We start from the raw sequence: 16,147 nt of genomic DNA, 5'->3' as shown, positions 1-16,147 counted from the left end.
CGCCGACTTAGCCGGCCAGGTCACATAAGGCCCGATCCTTCCTGCTGAAGGGTCGGGCCTCTTTGCATTATCACGACCATCGGCATCCGCCCATTGACGGCAACACGCCAGTCCCGGCATCCCGGCTGGCGGTCAGGCCAGAATGAGGAGAGGCATGAAAACAGATCCGATGGAGGTGGAGATCGATGCGCTGGCTGCGTGAGTTCATGGAGTTGCCCGTATATCTGCGAGCCATGCTCATCGTGGACCTCATGTGCAACTTCGGCATCGGCCTGGTCATGCCCATCGAACTGCTCTTTGCCACCCATTCCCTGGGTGCCACCATGAGCGAGGCCGCCCTCCTGGTGACCATCAGCTCGGTGGGATCGCTGATCTCCAACCCCATCATTGGCTGGGTCTCAGACCGTCGCTCCTCCTGGCTGGCCATGCACACGGCCATGATCTTCTCGGTCATCGGCCCCCTGATCTTCACCGTCGCCCACGACTACCGGGCAGCAGTGGCGGGAGCCTTCGTCTCGGGCCTGGGGATGGGCATGCAGACTTCCTGGGCCAGCATTCTGACGCAGATCTCCACCAGGGAGCAGCACCGAATCGTCTACGGAATAAACCAGGCCGAGCTCAACCTGGGCATCGGCCTTGGAGCGGCCGTGGGCGGACTGCTGGCCGCAGGAGGTCAGGACTTCCTCTATCGCATTGGCTTCGGCGGCAGAGCTCTGGGATTCGCTCTGCTCAGCCTGTCCCTGCTGGTCATTGAACGCCACTGGCAGCTGCGTCGGTTGACGGCTGAGCTCAAGGCCAAGGCAGAGCGGGAGGTCATCAAGGAATCTGCCGGGGCAACCCGTGCCCTTCAGGTCAGCCAACCAAACAGCAAGGAAAACAAGACCATCAACGGCACCTTCGGAGGGCGTACCAGCTCTTTGACCAGGGTGCTTGCCTCCATGGCCCTGCTGACCTTAGGCACCTTCTTCATGGACCTGTTCGGCTACTCCCAGTTCGACGCCGGCCTGGTCACCACTCTGATCTCCGATCCGCACATCCCCCGCTGGTCCCTGTCAGTGGTGGACGTGGTCAACACCTTCTCGGTGGTCATCATGAACATCGTACTGCTGCCCCGCCTCAAGGACGCCAACCATGTGCGAATGCTGCGCACCGTGCCGGTCTTCTGGGCTGCGGCCTGGGTGATCATCGTCCTGGGCCTGCGCCTGGATTCCACCCCCGGCGCCCTAAGCGTGGCCTCCCTAGGCATCACCATCTTCGGGCTGGGCGAGGTCATGATGGGCATCTCACAGCCGGTGGTGGCCGCCGAGCTGGCCGGGCCATCGTTCAGCGGACGCATGTTCGGGTTACTCAACACGGCCGCCTCCCTGGGCTACATCGTGGGACCCATGTTCGCCTCCTACATCCTGGCCGGACATGAGGTCATTCCCTTCCTGGCCATGTGCGCCATCGGTCTGGTCGTGCTGGCAGTCCCCTGGTTCCTGGCCATTCCCTCGCGGCAGATCACCAGTCAGAAGAGCCCGGCCGCCGTCTAATCTCAGACAAGGTACGGCACCGGATTAAAAACGTAGAGTCAGCCTTCACCGGCGGCCCGACGGGCATCGCCAGGTTCCGAACCTGCCATCAGGGTCTTGGCCAGGTCCACGAATCGTTTGGTCAGCGGCGAATCATCCAGGGAGCCGTCTGATCTGAGGACAGCCGGTCGGCCGGACTCCCCCGATTCGCGCAGGTCAGTCTGCAGGGGTAGCTGCTCCAGCAGGGGCACCTGATACCCCAAGTCACGGGTCAGCTGGTCGGCCACACGCTGGCCGCCTCCCTGACCGAAGATGCGCAGCCGCTCACCATTGTGCTCGTACCAGGACATGTTTTCGATCACACCCTGAACCTTGGTAGGCAGCTGGAGGGCCACCAGTCCTGAACGCACGGCCACATCCGAAGCCGAGGGCTGGGGGGTGGTGACCACAATCAGCCGGCTGTTAGGCAGGGCCTGGGCCACGGACAGGGCCATGTCTCCGGTGCCTGGAGCCAGATCCAGCAGGAGCACGTCGGGGTCCCCCCACCAGACATCGGAGAGGAACTGTTCCAGCGAGCGCTGCAGGCGCGGACCCCTCCAGAGAATGGCACGGTCCGACCCGGCGAACATGCCGATGGAAATCAGCTTGACCCCCCATGCGGTGACCGGCATCAGCATGCCGTGCAGATTGGTGGGCCGGCTGTGTACACCGAAGAGCCCAGGCAGGGAGAATCCGTAGATGTCCGCGTCGATGGCAGCCGTGTCATAGCCTAGGGCAGCCAGCGTGGCCGCAAGATTGACTGTCACCGAGGACTTGCCCACACCGCCCTTGCCCGAGGCAATGGCGAAGATGCGGGTGCCCACGCCGGGCTTGGAGAAGGGGTTGCTGCGCCGGGCGGCCTTAAGGTCGGCCACGAGGTTGTCCAGCTTCTCCCGACTCATAGAGGAGACATCGATATGCGGGCGCAGCCGGGCTCGCGGGTAGGAGGTCACGGTGCCGTTGATCTGGTTGGTGATGGTGGTCGACAACGGGCATCCCTTGATGGTCAGTTCCACCCGCACAGTCACCTCATAGTCGGCCTGCGCATCCCTGGCTGGCTCGACAATGATGTCGGTGATCATGCCCAAATCGGTAATGGACCGTCCCAGCTCTGGATCGATGACCCGACTGAGCCGCTCATAGACCTCCCCCTTGATTCTTCGAGGCAGCTCCTCCAGATCCCGGGTCCCTTCCTTGCGATGCTCTACTTGTTCCATGCCGTCACCATATCGCGCCCAGCCATCGGCTGCTAGGGCGCGGCTGGTCGGATATTGCGAATGTCACAATCAACCTTGGGCTGGGCTGGGATCGCCAGTGTCAAGCAGGCGGTGGAAGGCCGCCTCGTCCAGGATTGGCAGGCCCAGACTCTCAGCCTTGTCGGCCTTGGAGCCCGGGTTGGCGCCCACCACCACATAGGTGGTTTTTTTACTTACGGATCCTGAAGCCTTGCCGCCGCGCTCCACGATGGCATCCTTGGCGGAGTCCCTGGAGAAGTCCTCCAGACTGCCAGTGACCACCACAGTCATGCCCTTTAGAGTCTGTGGCTTAGTGCTGCGCTCGACATGAGCGCCCACGCCAGCTGCCTGCCAGGCATCCAGGATGCGTCCACGCCAGTCGTCGGGCTGCCGAGCACCCTGGAACCAGTCGTGGATGGAGTGCGCGATCTCGGGGCCCACACCGTCCAGCTCGGACAGGTCCTCCACGCTGGCTTCCTCCACGGCCTTGAGCGACGGGAAGCGGGTGGCGATGGCCCGGGCCGAGGTCGGTCCCAGGTGTCGGATGGACAGGGCCACCAGGACCCTCCACAGGTCGGCATGCTTGGCTTTGTCGATCTCTTCAAGCATCTGCAGGGTGTTTCTGGAGGGTTGGGCGTCGGCACTGCCCAGGGCGGCCTCCTGGACCTGGGTCTCATGGCTGTTCATAGCCCGCTCCCCCTGGCCAGCCTGGGCGCTCTTGGGCAGGTTGTAGAAGGCAGGCACCCGGTACCAGAGACCGCTGCCGCCAGTCCGGCGCTTGGTTGTGGCACGTCCCTGCCGGCCTTCGACCTCCGCCTGCTCCATCAGGGGAACCTCACGCCAGACATAGACCTGGCGCAAATCCTCCACCTTCAAGTCGAAGAGACCCGCCTCGCTGGTCAGGACAGGTTCCTGACGAGGCGGAAGCTTCAGGTCCGGGTCCGGCTGATACTGGGCTGCCTGGCCGCCTTGGTCGACCAGGACCTCACGCAGGCCGGGAGCGTAGACCTCCACGGAATCGGGCCGGTTCTCATCGGGGTTGGTCAGGGCTATGGCGCTCTGCTCCCCAAGATGCTCGATGTCCAAAGCCTTTCGAGAGGCCATGTGGATGATCCGCTCGGTCAGCTGAGCCGGGCAGGACTCCACATTGGGGCAGCGGATGTCCACATCGCCCTCCTTGGCCGGGGCCAGCCGGGCACCGCAGCTGGGGCAGGTCTCGGGCATGATGAAGGGTCTCAATTCCTTTTCGCGCCCCTTCCTGGCCTCGACGACCGGTCCGACCAGCTCGGGGATGACATCGCCCGCCTTGCGAACCACGACCGTGTCCCCGATCAGAATGCCCTTGCGCTTGACCTCAGAGGCGTTGTGGAGGGTGGTCCTGGAGACCGTGGACCCGGCCACGGTGACCGGGGTGAGCACAGCCACCGGGGTGATTCGCCCGGTCCTGCCCACCTGGACAGTGATGTCCAGAAGCCGGGTATTGACTTCCTCCGGCGGATACTTGTATGCCACGGCCCAACGGGGGGCACGTGAGGTGGCACCCAGCCTGCGTTGAAGATCCCGGTCCTGAAGCTTGACGACGATGCCGTCCAGGGCATGTTCGATGTCATTGCGGTGCTGACCGTAATAGTCGATCATGTCCAGGATCTGGTCGAAGGAGGTGACGACCCGATTGTGGGGGGAGACCGGGATTCCCCACTGCTTATAGAGGTCATAAGCCTGGGACTGGTCGATGACCTCGTCATGAGTCCCCCTGGGATGGGCCGGTCCCCACCTGAGGGAGCCCAGGCCATGGGCGTAGAAGCTCAGACGGCGGCTGGCCGTGATGCGCGGATCCTTCTGCCTCAGTGACCCCGCGGCGGCGTTTCGGGGGTTGGCGAAGGGCGCCTTGCCCTCCTGCTCCTGCTGCTCGTTCAAGGCATTGAAGTCATCGAACCGCATGAAGACCTCGCCACGGACCTCCACGAACTCGGGAATATCACTGGCAGGCCCAGACAGGTTCTGCGGAATGCTCGAAATGGTCCTGACGTTCAGGGTGATGTCCTCCCCGGTAACGCCGTCCCCCCTTGTCAGGCCCTGCTCCAGGACCCCGTTACGGTAGAGGAGGTTGAGGGCCAGACCGTCTATCTTGACCTCGCTGGTCATGGGCAGGGCCTTGCCCTCTGGCCAGTCGAGCTCGTTACGAAGTCCGTCATACCACTGACGCAGCTCTGCGACGCTGAAGACGTCATCCAGGCTGAGCATCTGGGAGGGGTGACGGACGGAAGCGAAGTCGTTGGAGAAAGTCCCTCCGACCCGGTGCGTCGGCGACTGGGGTGTGTCCAAGCTGGGGAAGCGGGACTCCAGCTCCTGTAGGCAGCGCATCCGGGCATCATAGGCCGCATCAGAGGAGACCGGCGCATCGTCTATGTAGTAGGCGACCTGGTCGGACTCCACCCAGGCAGCCAGTCTGGACCAGAGACGCTGGGCCTGCTGGGCTCCCAGAGAGTCAAAATCCAACTCCCCCAGTCGCATGGCATCAGCATCGTCGGGCTGCAGGGAGGCTATCCATTGGTCAGTGCCCGGCCTGGGCCTGGACTCGACATTCCCGCCCTCATCACTGCTTTGCTGAATATCTTCCTGAGCTGTTTTGTCATGCATTGAGCGACCTCATGAACTGTGCCTGTACCACATCAACACCTTCATTATCGTCGTCGTTCATCCTTGCGGCCGCCATTGACAGTGTTCGGGCCGGGACGAAGAGCCCACCATCCACACAGATGCGCGCGGCCTGGCGCACTATCGAAGCCACCTCGGTGTGAGGCCAGACCGGCAGGCCGTGTTCTGCCAGCACCCGGCGGGCCTGCCTGTGGTCTTCGGGCAGGACCACGCACTGGGAGCGGGCCCTGGCCTGCAGCTCGGCAAGCTCGCTCTTGAGTGCTGGTATCCGATCGGGACTGATGTGCTCGCTCATCAGGTAGGCCGCTGCAGCCACGTCAAACTCGTCGCGCATCCATGAGGCATAGGCCAGGCGATAGTAGGCGAAGGAGGCATCGTCCCGATCCAAAGCCACCCGCAGGGCGTTGAGCGTGGCAGCCCGTGCCGAATCCCAGTCCTCCCGGTTAGCCAGCATGACCGCCAGCTTCAGGTGGGAAAGCGGATAGGCGGGCGCATAGGCCACCATGGCGTTCAGATGCTTGAGGGCCGCCTGGTCCTCCTTGATCTGGGCCAGCAGGTCAGCTATCTCCAAGTGGGCATAGAAGAGGTTGTCAGGAATGAGCAGGGTCCGCTCTCCCGGTGTGGCGAAGAGGCGGTTGTAGACCACCCGCTCGGCATAGGAGTTGAAGTAGCGGGGTACCTGGCCTTCGGCCGCAAAGACGGCATCCAGATGAGCGATAGCGTCTTGTTCAACCTGTATGCCCTGGGCTGCCCCGCCGGAGAAGAGCAGATCACGGGCTTTGACGCGCTCCTTGTCCAGCTGGGAGGACAGGGAGAAGTCAAAGTCTGGAACAGGGGTGCCATCGATCATTGCACTGGCAACCTGGGGGGCCAGCTGTTCCAGCTCCGGGTCGCCAATACTCTGGATGATGCCTGTGGCCGCCTGGGCCTTGGCCGCTGATGTCATGGTCCGGTCCGAGGCCAGCTGGTGGAAACCGCCTACAGCCCTCTGCAACAGGTCGGCACGCTGGATGGATAGATCCACGGCCTTATGTGCGCCCAGGGCCTTGGCAGACTTGTCAGCAAAGGCCACCTCGGAGAACTCGGGTTCCTCCTGACTGCCATGGGGGCTGAAGCGGTCATCGCGCATGTCGAACCCGGCCTCTGTAGACTTGAGCCCGCCCTGGGGATCCACTTGCATGGCCGCGTCGAAGAAGCGGTAGATGGCACGTGGATCCTTCAGCCCCTGTGAACGGATGCGGGAGAGGAAGAGCTCCCTGCTGAAGACCACCGAGACCAGGGTGCGGATGGTTGGATTGCTCTGCAAGGCGCTGAGCGGATTCTGGGATTCGTTGCTATCATCGTTCGATGCATCATCAGCAGTCGACTCATCCGTATCGGAATCATTGGCTGACGACGGCGGCGTAAAGGAAGCAGAGTCAAGGTCCACGCCCTGCATGAGATCCTTGAACTCACGGTCCACGGATTCCTTTTCGCCCTGATCCTCGACCTTGTCCTCCTCATTCCCCTCTTGCTGATCAGGAACCATACGAGAGGCAATCGGCTTGGTGGGATCACCATGCACATCGCCATCCTTGGGATCAGCCTTGGACCCAGTGGGGGCCACCTCACCTGAACGCATGCGCTCGAAGGCCTCCAGGGCCTGTCCCATCATGGTCCTGATAGCCGAGTTCTGCTGGTCGACGGCCTCTTCCAGACCGATGGAGTCGATCTGCAGGCTGACCTCGCGCACGGCCGGATCCACCCCGAAGGCCAAAGCAGCCATTATCAGCCCGACGCGCATGTTGTAGTCAGCGCTCATGGCGGATCGCTCGCCGTCGTCCAGGTCCCGCCAGGCCCGTGACTGGTCCTCATAGCGGCTGGAGGGCATCATGGTGCGTCCTGCCGCAGTGAAAGCCAGGGCCACCTGCCCCTGGGCGAGATTGGACCTGAACTCCACATCGAAACGGAAGGGCAGCCGGAGGGATCGCATCAGCATGGACAGCGTCTGCCGGTAGACCCACTCGGATCGCACCGGCTCCTGACCCTGGCCGTCCGCTCGCACAGGCAGCGCCTGGGGAGCCTGTTGACGGACCATGACGGCGGTGGCCGCAGCCTTGTCGACCATGGCATTGATGGCGGTCCGCCCGTCGTCCTCCAGGGGGTCGAAGTGAATCGGATAGTCCCCCGGGCGCAGCAAGGCGACAATGGCGGGATCGTCCAAAAGGGCCTGGTCCAACCGAGTTGCCTGGACGCGGTTGATCGAGTCCTCGGTGGGCAGCGTTCCCAGGCGCGCATTGCGCTCCAGCCAGGCACTGACGGCGGCGAACCTGTTGAGATTGCCCTCAATGCGCAGGGCCACAAGGGCGGCAGTGAACTCCAGTCCGTTGTCCCAGCTCAGGAAGTAGGCACCCGAATAGGAGGAAGCATACAGATGCAGGGGCTCGGCCCCATGAACGGCCTCAAGACCCGAGACGGGCGATAGGGCCCCAGCCTCGCGCATCAGGTCGGCGAACAGATCCTCCAGACCGGAGACCCGCTGTCCGTGGGAGCGAGCCTGGACCATATCACCCACGCTGCGTCGGATGGCTCCCATGGGTGCCTCCCGGTTGAGCCGGTAGAAGATGTTGCCCGAGCCGAACCCGGTGAAGGTTCCCTGGATGCGCGGCAGCAGGTAGGCGGCGAAGAAAGCGATGGCCACGGCATCCCGGTACTCCAGGTCCAGGCGCATCTCAGGAGGCAGGAGCGGACGCAGCTGCTCAAGTGAATAGCGGCCATCGGCTCGCAGCCAGGAGGCCAGCCACCGCATGTGGCCGGCATCGTCACGGCCTGCTACAGCACCTTGCAGGGCGTGGACCGGCCCCGAGTCCTGAGCCGGATCGCGGCCCAGCCGACGACCGTCGGCCAGGGTCACATCCTCCTCCCGGCCCAGCAAGAAGGCAGGCTCCATGTTCTGTAGGTCCATCCGGCTCTGCTCGCCGATGAAGACCCGGCCGTGGTCGTCAGCCAAAGCAATCTGGGCGAAGTGACGACGATCGGTGAAGATACCCAGCGCAAAGCCACGGCCTGGTGCATCAGGCCATTGGACCCAGCCCAGCGTCAACCCCTCGGGCACGCCTTGCAGGCGGGGAAAAAGCCGACGTTTGACGGCGATGCCCAAAACACGGCTGTGGGAGGCCAGAAATTCGCGCATCTGCCGATCATCTGGATGGTGCCCCGTCCGGTTGATCAGATCAACCATGTCGGCCACCGAAGAATCCAGGGGACGATCCCCGCGACTCCCAGCAGTCGGCCGAGAGGAGCCGACCAGTCCCTCCAGTGAGGAAAGAATGGAACGGCCCAGGCCGGACAGATCCCCGAACCCCCGGGACTTCTTCGCGTTCTTGGACATACCTTTGATTGTCCCAATCCAGCCCGACATGTCGCCGTTAGAATAATACCGTGATGACTCTGCCAGCCCTGAGACGCCCCACCCCGGTCAGGGGCGCAGCCATCCGCCTGTTGCTGGCACTTTTTGTTGTGCTCACCCTGGAACTGGGGGTCTTTAATCTGGCCCATTGGCAGTCGCTGGCGGGTTCATCCTCAAACTTTCCGACAAGGACTGCTGGCGATATCGCCTCACAATCGCACCAGCTGGGACCAGGGCTGTCCCCGTTGCCGGGCGGAGGACTGAAGGTCACCGATCCAGCTGGTGCCTGGATGGACGTCCCTGTCGCCGATGGACGGGCATCCTTCCTTCAGGCCCAGCTGGCAGAGGGCATCAAGGGTTCACCCTTGTCACAGATTCATGTACGTCTGGACCTGCACCTGGCCGGCGACAAGGGCTGGACCCAGGGCACCCGAGGACTGATCTGCCCCGGTCAGGCCCGTAGCCACTATCTGCGCATCAGAGGCAATCCCAACGGCGGTCGGATCCAGGCCATGCGACTGTGGATACAGGAGCCCGTCGGATCTCAGCTGGAGCTGACAGGAATGACCCCGGCCGAAGTGGTCCCCCTGGACCTCAGCCCGGCGCGGATACTCATGCTGGCCTGTCTGGCGGCGCTGATCCTGGCCTACCTGCCCGGCTCGATCCTCTGGCGAACCCGGCTGGATACGGGTTCGGTCAGCCAGCGCCTGGCCCTGGCCCTGATTTTGGCTCCGCTGGCAGTCTGGTCCTGCTGGAGCATCCAGTATGATCTGTCCACCTTTACCCCCGTGGCCTACCATCACCCGCAGGCCTACGTCTACGACTTCAACCAGTACGATCATGTGGCCCAGGCTCTTCTGCATGGACGCCCTTGGCTGGATCTGGGCCAGGCGCCGGGTCTGTCCAAGGCAGCCAACCCCTTTGACATAGCCACCCGCAACGCACTGCTGGCCCAGGACCAGCAACCCATATTTTGGGACTACGTCTATCACAATGGCCACTGGTACTCATACTTCGGTGTCCTGCCGGTACTGCTGCTCTTCCTGCCTTACAGGGCGGTGACCAGCCTGGCGCATCCGGGCGGGTATGCCCTGCCCACCAGTTCGGCTGCCGCCCTGCTGGTCACGGCGGCCACCATCATGACCGCCCTGGCCACCATCCGCCTGCTGGCCCGATGGTTCCCCCGGGTCAGCCTGGCCGTGGTCGGCATGGCTCTTATAACCATGCTGGAAGGATCCGGCATGGTCTACCTCTGGTGCCGCCGCAACTTCTATACGATTCCCTTCGATGCCTCCATATTGGCGGTCATGACTGGACTCTGGCTCTGGATGGGGGCCAGACGGGTCCATCGACAGCCTGCAGATCCCAGTAAGCATTCGGATCGTGGATCAACGCGGATGTGGACCGTGGAGGACTGGGACCAACCATGGCAACTGTCCAGACCTCGACTTTTTTTGGGTTCGCTGTCAATAGCTGCCACCCTGGGTTGCCGACCCACCTTCTTGGCTGCCGGACTACTGGCGCTACCCCTGTTTGCCAAAGAAATAAGGGCAGTCATCAACACCCTGTTCGCTCGCAGGAGCCATCCTGCCGACCTGTCTAGGAAACGGGCGCTGTCGCTGCTGGTCTGTGGCCTGTTGCCGGTCATCCTGGTAGCCGCTCCCCTGCTCTGGTACAACCGCTGGCGCTTCGGGTCCCAGCTGGACTTCGGCAACAGATATCAAATGACCGTCCTGGACCTGACCAACTATCATCCTGGCACCCAAGGTCTGCTTCAGATTTTTGGCTACTACCTTCTGCAGCCGTTGACCACCCTGCCGGTCTTCCCCTACCTGCAATTCTCCCCCGCTCCCATGCGGGTCTGGCACTTCACCGAGCCTGGCCTGGGCGGGCTGTTAGTCACCACCCCGGTACTCGTACTGGCCCTTGTCCTTATCGTCCTGCCCCGGGTGCGAAAAGAACTGCAGCGCCGAGGATGGATGCCCGCCTTGATCCTGGCCCTGGCCTTAGCGGCTCTGGTTATGGCTGCAGACTCCTATGTTGGCGGGTTCTCGGTGCGCTACACCATCGACTTCGCCTGGCTGATCTGCCTGGCTGCCGTTGTAATCATGGCTGCCGCATCCTCGGCATACGAAGGCGGCCGCTTCAGAGCGGGAGCGGCCGTCATGAGCCTACTGACACTAACCTGTCTGGCTGGCCTGGTCCTGACCTTGATCAACGCCATGGTCCTGCTGGAGCACTTCGACCCCAGTCAGGCCATGAACGTAGCCGTCTGGTTCCTAGCACCCTGAGCCCAGCCGACAGTGATGTCAGGAGTCCAGGCCCTGCTGCTTGAGGACTTGGTGATACCGGTCGACCATGTCAGCCACGATGCCATTGCCATCGCCGCCTGACAAGGTGATGACCGATGCCAGAGGCATGGTATCGAAAAGCTGAGCCGTGTTGGGATCGTCAGGCAGCGGTATGCCATCCTTATCGATACGATCGCGCAAGATGGGCCCGCCAATCGAATTCTCGCGCCACTCGGCCATGGTTGATTCGGCATTCAGCGGAATGAACCTGCCGTCGCCATCCACCTGCAGGTCCTCTTCTGCAACCAGATCTCGGCTGGAAGTCCCCACCTGGATGCGGTAGGTGCCCGCCTCCACATGCCAGGCATCCATAGCCGTGGACCAGTAGGCGAAGTCGCGCTCGGTCAGGTCCATGCTCACCCGGCGGGACTGCCCGGCCTTCAAAAAGACCTTGGTGAAGGCCTTGAGCTCATGGCTGGGCCGATTCACCCGGCTGGCGCAGGGGGCCACGTAAACCTGCACGGTCTGAGCGCCGTCCACCTGCGAGGTGTTGGTCACAGTCACCTCCACCCGAGCCGAGTTGGCTCCGGTTTTGGTCACCGTTACCTGATCCAGGTCAAAGTCGGCATAGGACAGCCCGAATCCGAAGGGGAAGGCCACCGGACGCTGGAAGGTGTCGTAGTATCGGTATCCCACGTAGACGCCCTCGCCATAACGGGAGTGACCCTCCTCGCCGGGGAAGGATGTAATGGTGGGGTTGTCCTCCAGCCTAACCGGAATGGTTTCAGGCAGATGGCCCGACGGGTTGGCAGCACCAGTCAGCACGTCCACCACGGCGCGTCCACCCTCCTGGCCCAGCAGCCAGGTCTCCAGCAGGCCCTTGGTCTTGTCCATCCAGTCGGCAACCGTCACTACAGCTCCATTGGAGAGGACGGCGACCACCCGGTCGTTGACCTCGGAGACAGCCTTGAGCAGAGCCACCTGCTTGTCAGGAAGATCCATGCTGGTGCGGTCAAAGCCCTCGGACTCGGCATCTTCAGGCAACCCCAGGAAGAGCACAACAGTATCGGCTCCGCGCGCAACATCAAGCGCCTGCTGGGTCAGAGCAGGATCCTGCTCCTTGTCGTCAAAGGTGAACCCGGGAGCGAAGTCCACATTCATGCCAGCCTCTTTGAAGCCGTCCAGAGCCGAGGAGACCTCGGTCGGCGTGATGTGCGAGGAACCCCCACCCTGATAGCGCGGAGTCCGTGCAAATTCACCAATGACAGCGACCTTCTCTTTCGGATCAAGGGGCAGAATCCGGTCCTCGTTGCGCAAGAGGACAATTGACTCCTGGGCAGCCCGACGAGCCATGTTGTTGTGCTCGTGAACATCGTACCGATATCCCTGGTGAGACATGGCCGGACGTGCCTTGTCAATCAGATCCAGAATCCCCTGTGCCATCCGGTCCAGCTGCTCCTTGTCAAGCTGGCCGGCCTGCACAGCCTGGACCACCTGGTCATCAGTGCGGGAGGGCGGCATCTCCAGGTTGAGTCCGGCCTGTAGGGCGTTGACCCTGTTGTGGACGGCCCCCCAATCGGACATGACCATGCCCTGGTAGCCCCACTCGCCGCGCAGAACGTCCGTCAGGAGCCAGCGATTCTCCGAGCTGAAGACCCCATTGATCTTGTTGTATGCGCACATGATGGTCCAGGGCTTGGCATTCCTGACCACATATTCGAAGGCCGGCAGGTAGATCTCGCGCAGAGTCCGCGCGTCCACGTCAGAGCTGACCCTGAGCCGGTCGGTCTCCTGGTTGTTTGCTGCAAAATGCTTCAGAGAGGTTCCCACTCCCTTTGACTGGACCCCCTCGACCAAACCTGCGGCTTCATGCCCGGCCAGCACAGGATCTTCCGAGTAAAACTCGAAGTTGCGGCCACCCAGAGGGCTGCGCTTGATGTTGATGCCGGGGCCCAAAATCACGGCCACCTTCTCCTGGATGCACTCCTCGCCCATGGCTTGGCCCACCTGGTAGGTCAGATCGGGGTTCCAGGAGGAGGCCAGCCCCGCAGTCGGGGGAAAGCAGGTGGCCGGGACCGATCCGTAGACGTCGGAGCCAGTGGCTTTGCGCAAGCCATATGGACCGTCTGTGATCATATAGCCTTCATAGCCCTTGTCAGGCAGCCCCTGCAGGTGCCAGGAGTCCGACCCCGAGGTCAGTGAGGCCTCCTCTTGCAGGTCCAGATCCTTGGCTTTGGTACGTGTTTGTTCTGTCATGTCTTTTTCCTTTCGGATTCGATCAGCCGGGCCGCTGCTCAGCACAGCTCCGGATTACAGGTTTTCAGACTCACTTGACCTTGCGGATCATCATGATGAATACGGTTCCCACCAGCAGACAAACGATAGCGACCGGGAAGATCATCCTGTAGCCTCCGAAGAGGCCAATGACCAAAGTCGTGCACCCGGGGGCGATCACCTGACCGATCGTATTGGCCAGGTTGAGGATGCCCAGGTCCTTGCCGGCCTCCTTGGCATTCGGCAGCACATCGACGTTCAGCGCCTGGTCGACTGACATATAGCAACCGTTGCCGATTCCAGCCAGAGCAGCATAGAAGTACATGCCCGTGGCGGTTGGCATCAGGAAGGGGAAGAGTATGCCGACGGCGAGAATCAGGCAGCTGGTGGCTACGATCACCTTCCGCCTGTGCAGGAAGTCCGAGAGCGGGCCTGAGACCACGGAGGCCAGAATGGTTGTCACCACCGAGATCAAGGCCATGATCTTGAGTGTGGATGCGGCCTGGGCATCGCTCAGGTGACAGTACTTCTGCAGTATGTAAAGCTGGTAGCCCTGAATCATGAAGCAGCCGACGACGAAAGTGAACCTGCCCAGAAGCGCCAGGTAGAAGTCGCGGCAATTCTTAGTGGGAGGTATGAAAGACCGGCCGACATCCGCCCAGGTTCGTTCCACGACCGTGTTGGCAGCCGACTTCTCCCGGGGCCAGATCAGCACGGTGAGAATACCGGAGAAGAGGAAGATGATCATGGCGACTACCAGGCCGGTATGGATGTTGGCTATGAACGAGCTACCAATGATAGTCCCCAACTGCTGGCCGACCACCTGGCTAGCTCCATACAGCGCAGAATAGGTTCCCCTGGTCGACTCAGGAATCCTGTCGGAGAGGACCGCCACGGCCGGGGCTATCAGGCAGTTGATGCCCACCTGCACAATGCACCAGCCGAAGATGATCATGGGAAGTGTATGGGACTGGATGACCAGCAGGAAGCCAAGTGCGCCGATGATACCGCCCAGCACGATCCAAGGAGTGCGTTTGCCGACTCGGAACCTGGACATGTCTGAAAGAGCGCCGAAAACAACGTTGGCCACCAAGGCGAACACACAGCCGATCGAATTCATTGTCCCCAGAGCAGCTTCAGCGCTGACACCATGCAGGGAATTGAAAATCTGAGGCAGGAGAACCCCAGACCCCATGGTAAAGGGCGCAGCCCAAAGCAGGGATACCAGGACGAAGCCAATGGCAAAACGGAACTTCTCCGCGTTGTTGAGCCTTCTACCCGTATCTGGAGCCAGGTTCGCATCCACCCCCTGTCCGGCGACAGCGCTTCCAGTCTCGTCTACAGAGGCCATGGCCTTGATGTCTCCCCTGACTCGAGCACCGACCCCCTCAGTTGGATTTCCCCTTCGATCCTTATTTTCGTCTACCATAGTTATCACTCCTTCGTGTGCAGCCTTGCAATCAGTGGCTCATCATTGAGCCGTGCCAATCTCCCCCTTCCATAACCGACAATTGTTCAGAACTTATTATCGGAGCAAACCAGGCAAGAGGAGGGTTATAATCACAATATTTTTTCTACAGCTGAGACGACTGCGTCCACATTTCGGCGGAATCGCAAGGATTCCGGCAGAAGAGACAGGGCCAGATATCCGTTGCCTGGCATGTCGAAAAAGTATCCGGGTTGGCCGGTCAACCCGTAGGACCCAATCAGGAGAAGAATCAGCTCCTCCTCATCGATGACCTGAGGAAAACGCAGCAGAACGTTCCAACCGCCCTCAGGCCTGAGCAGGGAGACGCAGGACCCCTTTTGGTCCAATGTCTGTCTGAGGATTTCGAGATTGCCCCTGACACGCTCCCCCACACGACTGGTCTGGCCGGGAATATCCGAGAGCATGGATTCCATATCCCTAGTGATCAGAAGGCTCATGGGCAGGTAATCGTCGGCTATCATGTCAAGATGGCGTTTGGCCTCGGCAACCTGGTCGGCTGGCCCGGAAACCTGAATCCAGCCCACCTTGGCATGGGGAGCTGCCAGGCTCTTCGAGAACCCGTCCAGGGCGAAGGTCAACATCCTATCCTCCCCAGCCAGTCGTGCGCGGCCCGGCAGAGGATCCAAGGGATAGTCAAAAAAGACCTCATCAGCGATGATGGCCACCCCATGCCGCTGACAGAGTTCCAGCAGCGACTGGCGTTCTTCTGGATGAATGTAGGACCCCGTGGGATTGTTGGGGTTGATAAGGACCAGGGCGCGGATGCGGTCGCTCTCAGGCCCCTCCAAGCCCTCTCTGACCGTGGCCAGGTCCAGGACCCAGGACCCGTCGTAGGCCAGGCGGTATGGAATTGTTCGGACACATTCCAGACCGGCGATGGATTCGATCAGAGGATATCCGGGCCGGGGCTCCAGAATGACATCACCCGGGTCGCAGAGGAGCTTCATCAGCCAGGAATAGGCCTGAGATGTGGAAGAGAGCAGGTAGAGGTTATCAGGATCAACCGCAATACCACGATCCTTGCCGTACAAACTCTGACGCCTGGTCAGAAACTCAGCCAGAGCCTGCCGAGCCTTACGAGGCCCCCTCGGTTCGGCCTCGTAGACCTGAGGCAGAAATGCCGGGGCCAGTCCGAAACGGGTGGGATTGGAATCATTCAGCCTGCCCAACTTGAGACCATGGGCTCGTGCTTCTGACTCGGCCAGAGCTATGCGATTGGGGCGGTCAGACCCGGTGCGGTGAGAAAAATGCATGATTTTTCA

General features: G+C 61.7%; 8 protein-coding genes. 2 read left to right on the top strand and 6 right to left on the bottom strand.

Annotated features, from left to right (window positions below):
- The first annotated feature begins 185 nt into the window (after window positions 1–185).
- The gene (locus H3T93_RS01130; RefSeq protein WP_144177329.1) at window positions 186–1,532 is read left to right on the top strand and encodes an MFS transporter; all 1,347 of its coding nucleotides are present in this window, start codon (window positions 186–188) and stop codon (window positions 1,530–1,532) included.
- A gap of 38 nt (window positions 1,533–1,570) precedes the next feature.
- Here the strand turns inward: H3T93_RS01130 and H3T93_RS01125 are convergent, their stop codons facing one another.
- From H3T93_RS01125 to H3T93_RS01115, 3 genes are all read right to left on the bottom strand, one after another.
- Window positions 1,571–2,767 (bottom strand): Mrp/NBP35 family ATP-binding protein, encoded by a 1,197-nt coding sequence (locus H3T93_RS01125; RefSeq protein ID WP_144177331.1) that lies wholly within the window; start codon window positions 2,765–2,767, stop codon window positions 1,571–1,573.
- 69 nt (window positions 2,768–2,836) lie between these two features.
- A complete protein-coding gene (gene ligA, locus H3T93_RS01120) occupies window positions 2,837–5,425 on the bottom strand; it encodes an NAD-dependent DNA ligase LigA (protein WP_144177333.1) in 2,589 nt (862 codons plus the stop codon).
- Window positions 5,418–8,813 carry a tetratricopeptide repeat protein gene (locus H3T93_RS01115; protein WP_232348593.1) on the bottom strand — a complete coding sequence of 1,132 codons (3,396 nt, stop codon included), beginning with the start codon at window positions 8,811–8,813 and terminating at the stop codon, window positions 5,418–5,420. Before H3T93_RS01115 ends, ligA begins: the two co-directional genes overlap by 8 nt.
- A gap of 50 nt (window positions 8,814–8,863) precedes the next feature.
- Here H3T93_RS01115 and H3T93_RS01110 point away from each other — a divergent pair, with 50 nt between their 5' ends.
- Window positions 8,864–11,122 carry a hypothetical protein gene (locus tag H3T93_RS01110; protein ID WP_144177335.1) on the top strand — a complete coding sequence of 753 codons (2,259 nt, stop codon included), beginning with the start codon at window positions 8,864–8,866 and terminating at the stop codon, window positions 11,120–11,122.
- An 18-nt stretch (window positions 11,123–11,140) separates the two neighbouring features.
- On the opposite strand, the gene H3T93_RS01105 is transcribed toward H3T93_RS01110, so the two are convergent.
- From H3T93_RS01105 to H3T93_RS01095, 3 genes are all read right to left on the bottom strand, one after another.
- A complete protein-coding gene (locus tag H3T93_RS01105; protein ID WP_144177337.1) occupies window positions 11,141–13,378 on the bottom strand; it encodes an exo-alpha-(1->6)-L-arabinopyranosidase in 2,238 nt (745 codons plus the stop codon).
- A 70-nt stretch (window positions 13,379–13,448) separates the two neighbouring features.
- A complete protein-coding gene (locus H3T93_RS01100; RefSeq protein ID WP_232348592.1) occupies window positions 13,449–14,825 on the bottom strand; it encodes an MFS transporter in 1,377 nt (458 codons plus the stop codon).
- 131 nt (window positions 14,826–14,956) lie between these two features.
- Window positions 14,957–16,138: a pyridoxal phosphate-dependent aminotransferase gene (locus H3T93_RS01095; protein WP_144177339.1), complete on the bottom strand. Its 1,182-nt coding sequence runs from the start codon at window positions 16,136–16,138 to the stop codon at window positions 14,957–14,959.
- Between the last annotated feature and the right edge of the window lie 9 nt (window positions 16,139–16,147).

The organism is Bifidobacterium sp. M0404, from assembly GCF_016101415.1.
GTDB lineage: Bacteria > Actinomycetota > Actinomycetes > Actinomycetales > Bifidobacteriaceae > Bombiscardovia > Bombiscardovia polysaccharolytica.
The sequence above is the reverse complement of the archived record's forward strand: the minus strand, read 5'-3'. Positions and strand labels throughout refer to the sequence as shown.

Bases quoted from the DNA above. Each gene is read 5' to 3' on its own strand.
- H3T93_RS01100 (WP_232348592.1), bottom strand. From the start codon at position 14,825: ATGGTAGACGAAAATAAGGATCGAAGGGGAAATCCAACTGAGGGGGTC.
- H3T93_RS01125 (WP_144177331.1), bottom strand. From the start codon at position 2,767: ATGGAACAAGTAGAGCATCGCAAGGAAGGGACCCGGGATCTGGAGGAG.
- H3T93_RS01115 (WP_232348593.1), bottom strand. From the start codon at position 8,813: ATGTCCAAGAACGCGAAGAAGTCCCGGGGGTTCGGGGATCTGTCCGGC.
- H3T93_RS01130 (WP_144177329.1), top strand. From the start codon at position 186: ATGCGCTGGCTGCGTGAGTTCATGGAGTTGCCCGTATATCTGCGAGCC.
- ligA (WP_144177333.1), bottom strand. From the start codon at position 5,425: ATGCATGACAAAACAGCTCAGGAAGATATTCAGCAAAGCAGTGATGAG.
- H3T93_RS01105 (WP_144177337.1), bottom strand. From the start codon at position 13,378: ATGACAGAACAAACACGTACCAAAGCCAAGGATCTGGACCTGCAAGAG.
- H3T93_RS01095 (WP_144177339.1), bottom strand. From the start codon at position 16,138: ATGCATTTTTCTCACCGCACCGGGTCTGACCGCCCCAATCGCATAGCT.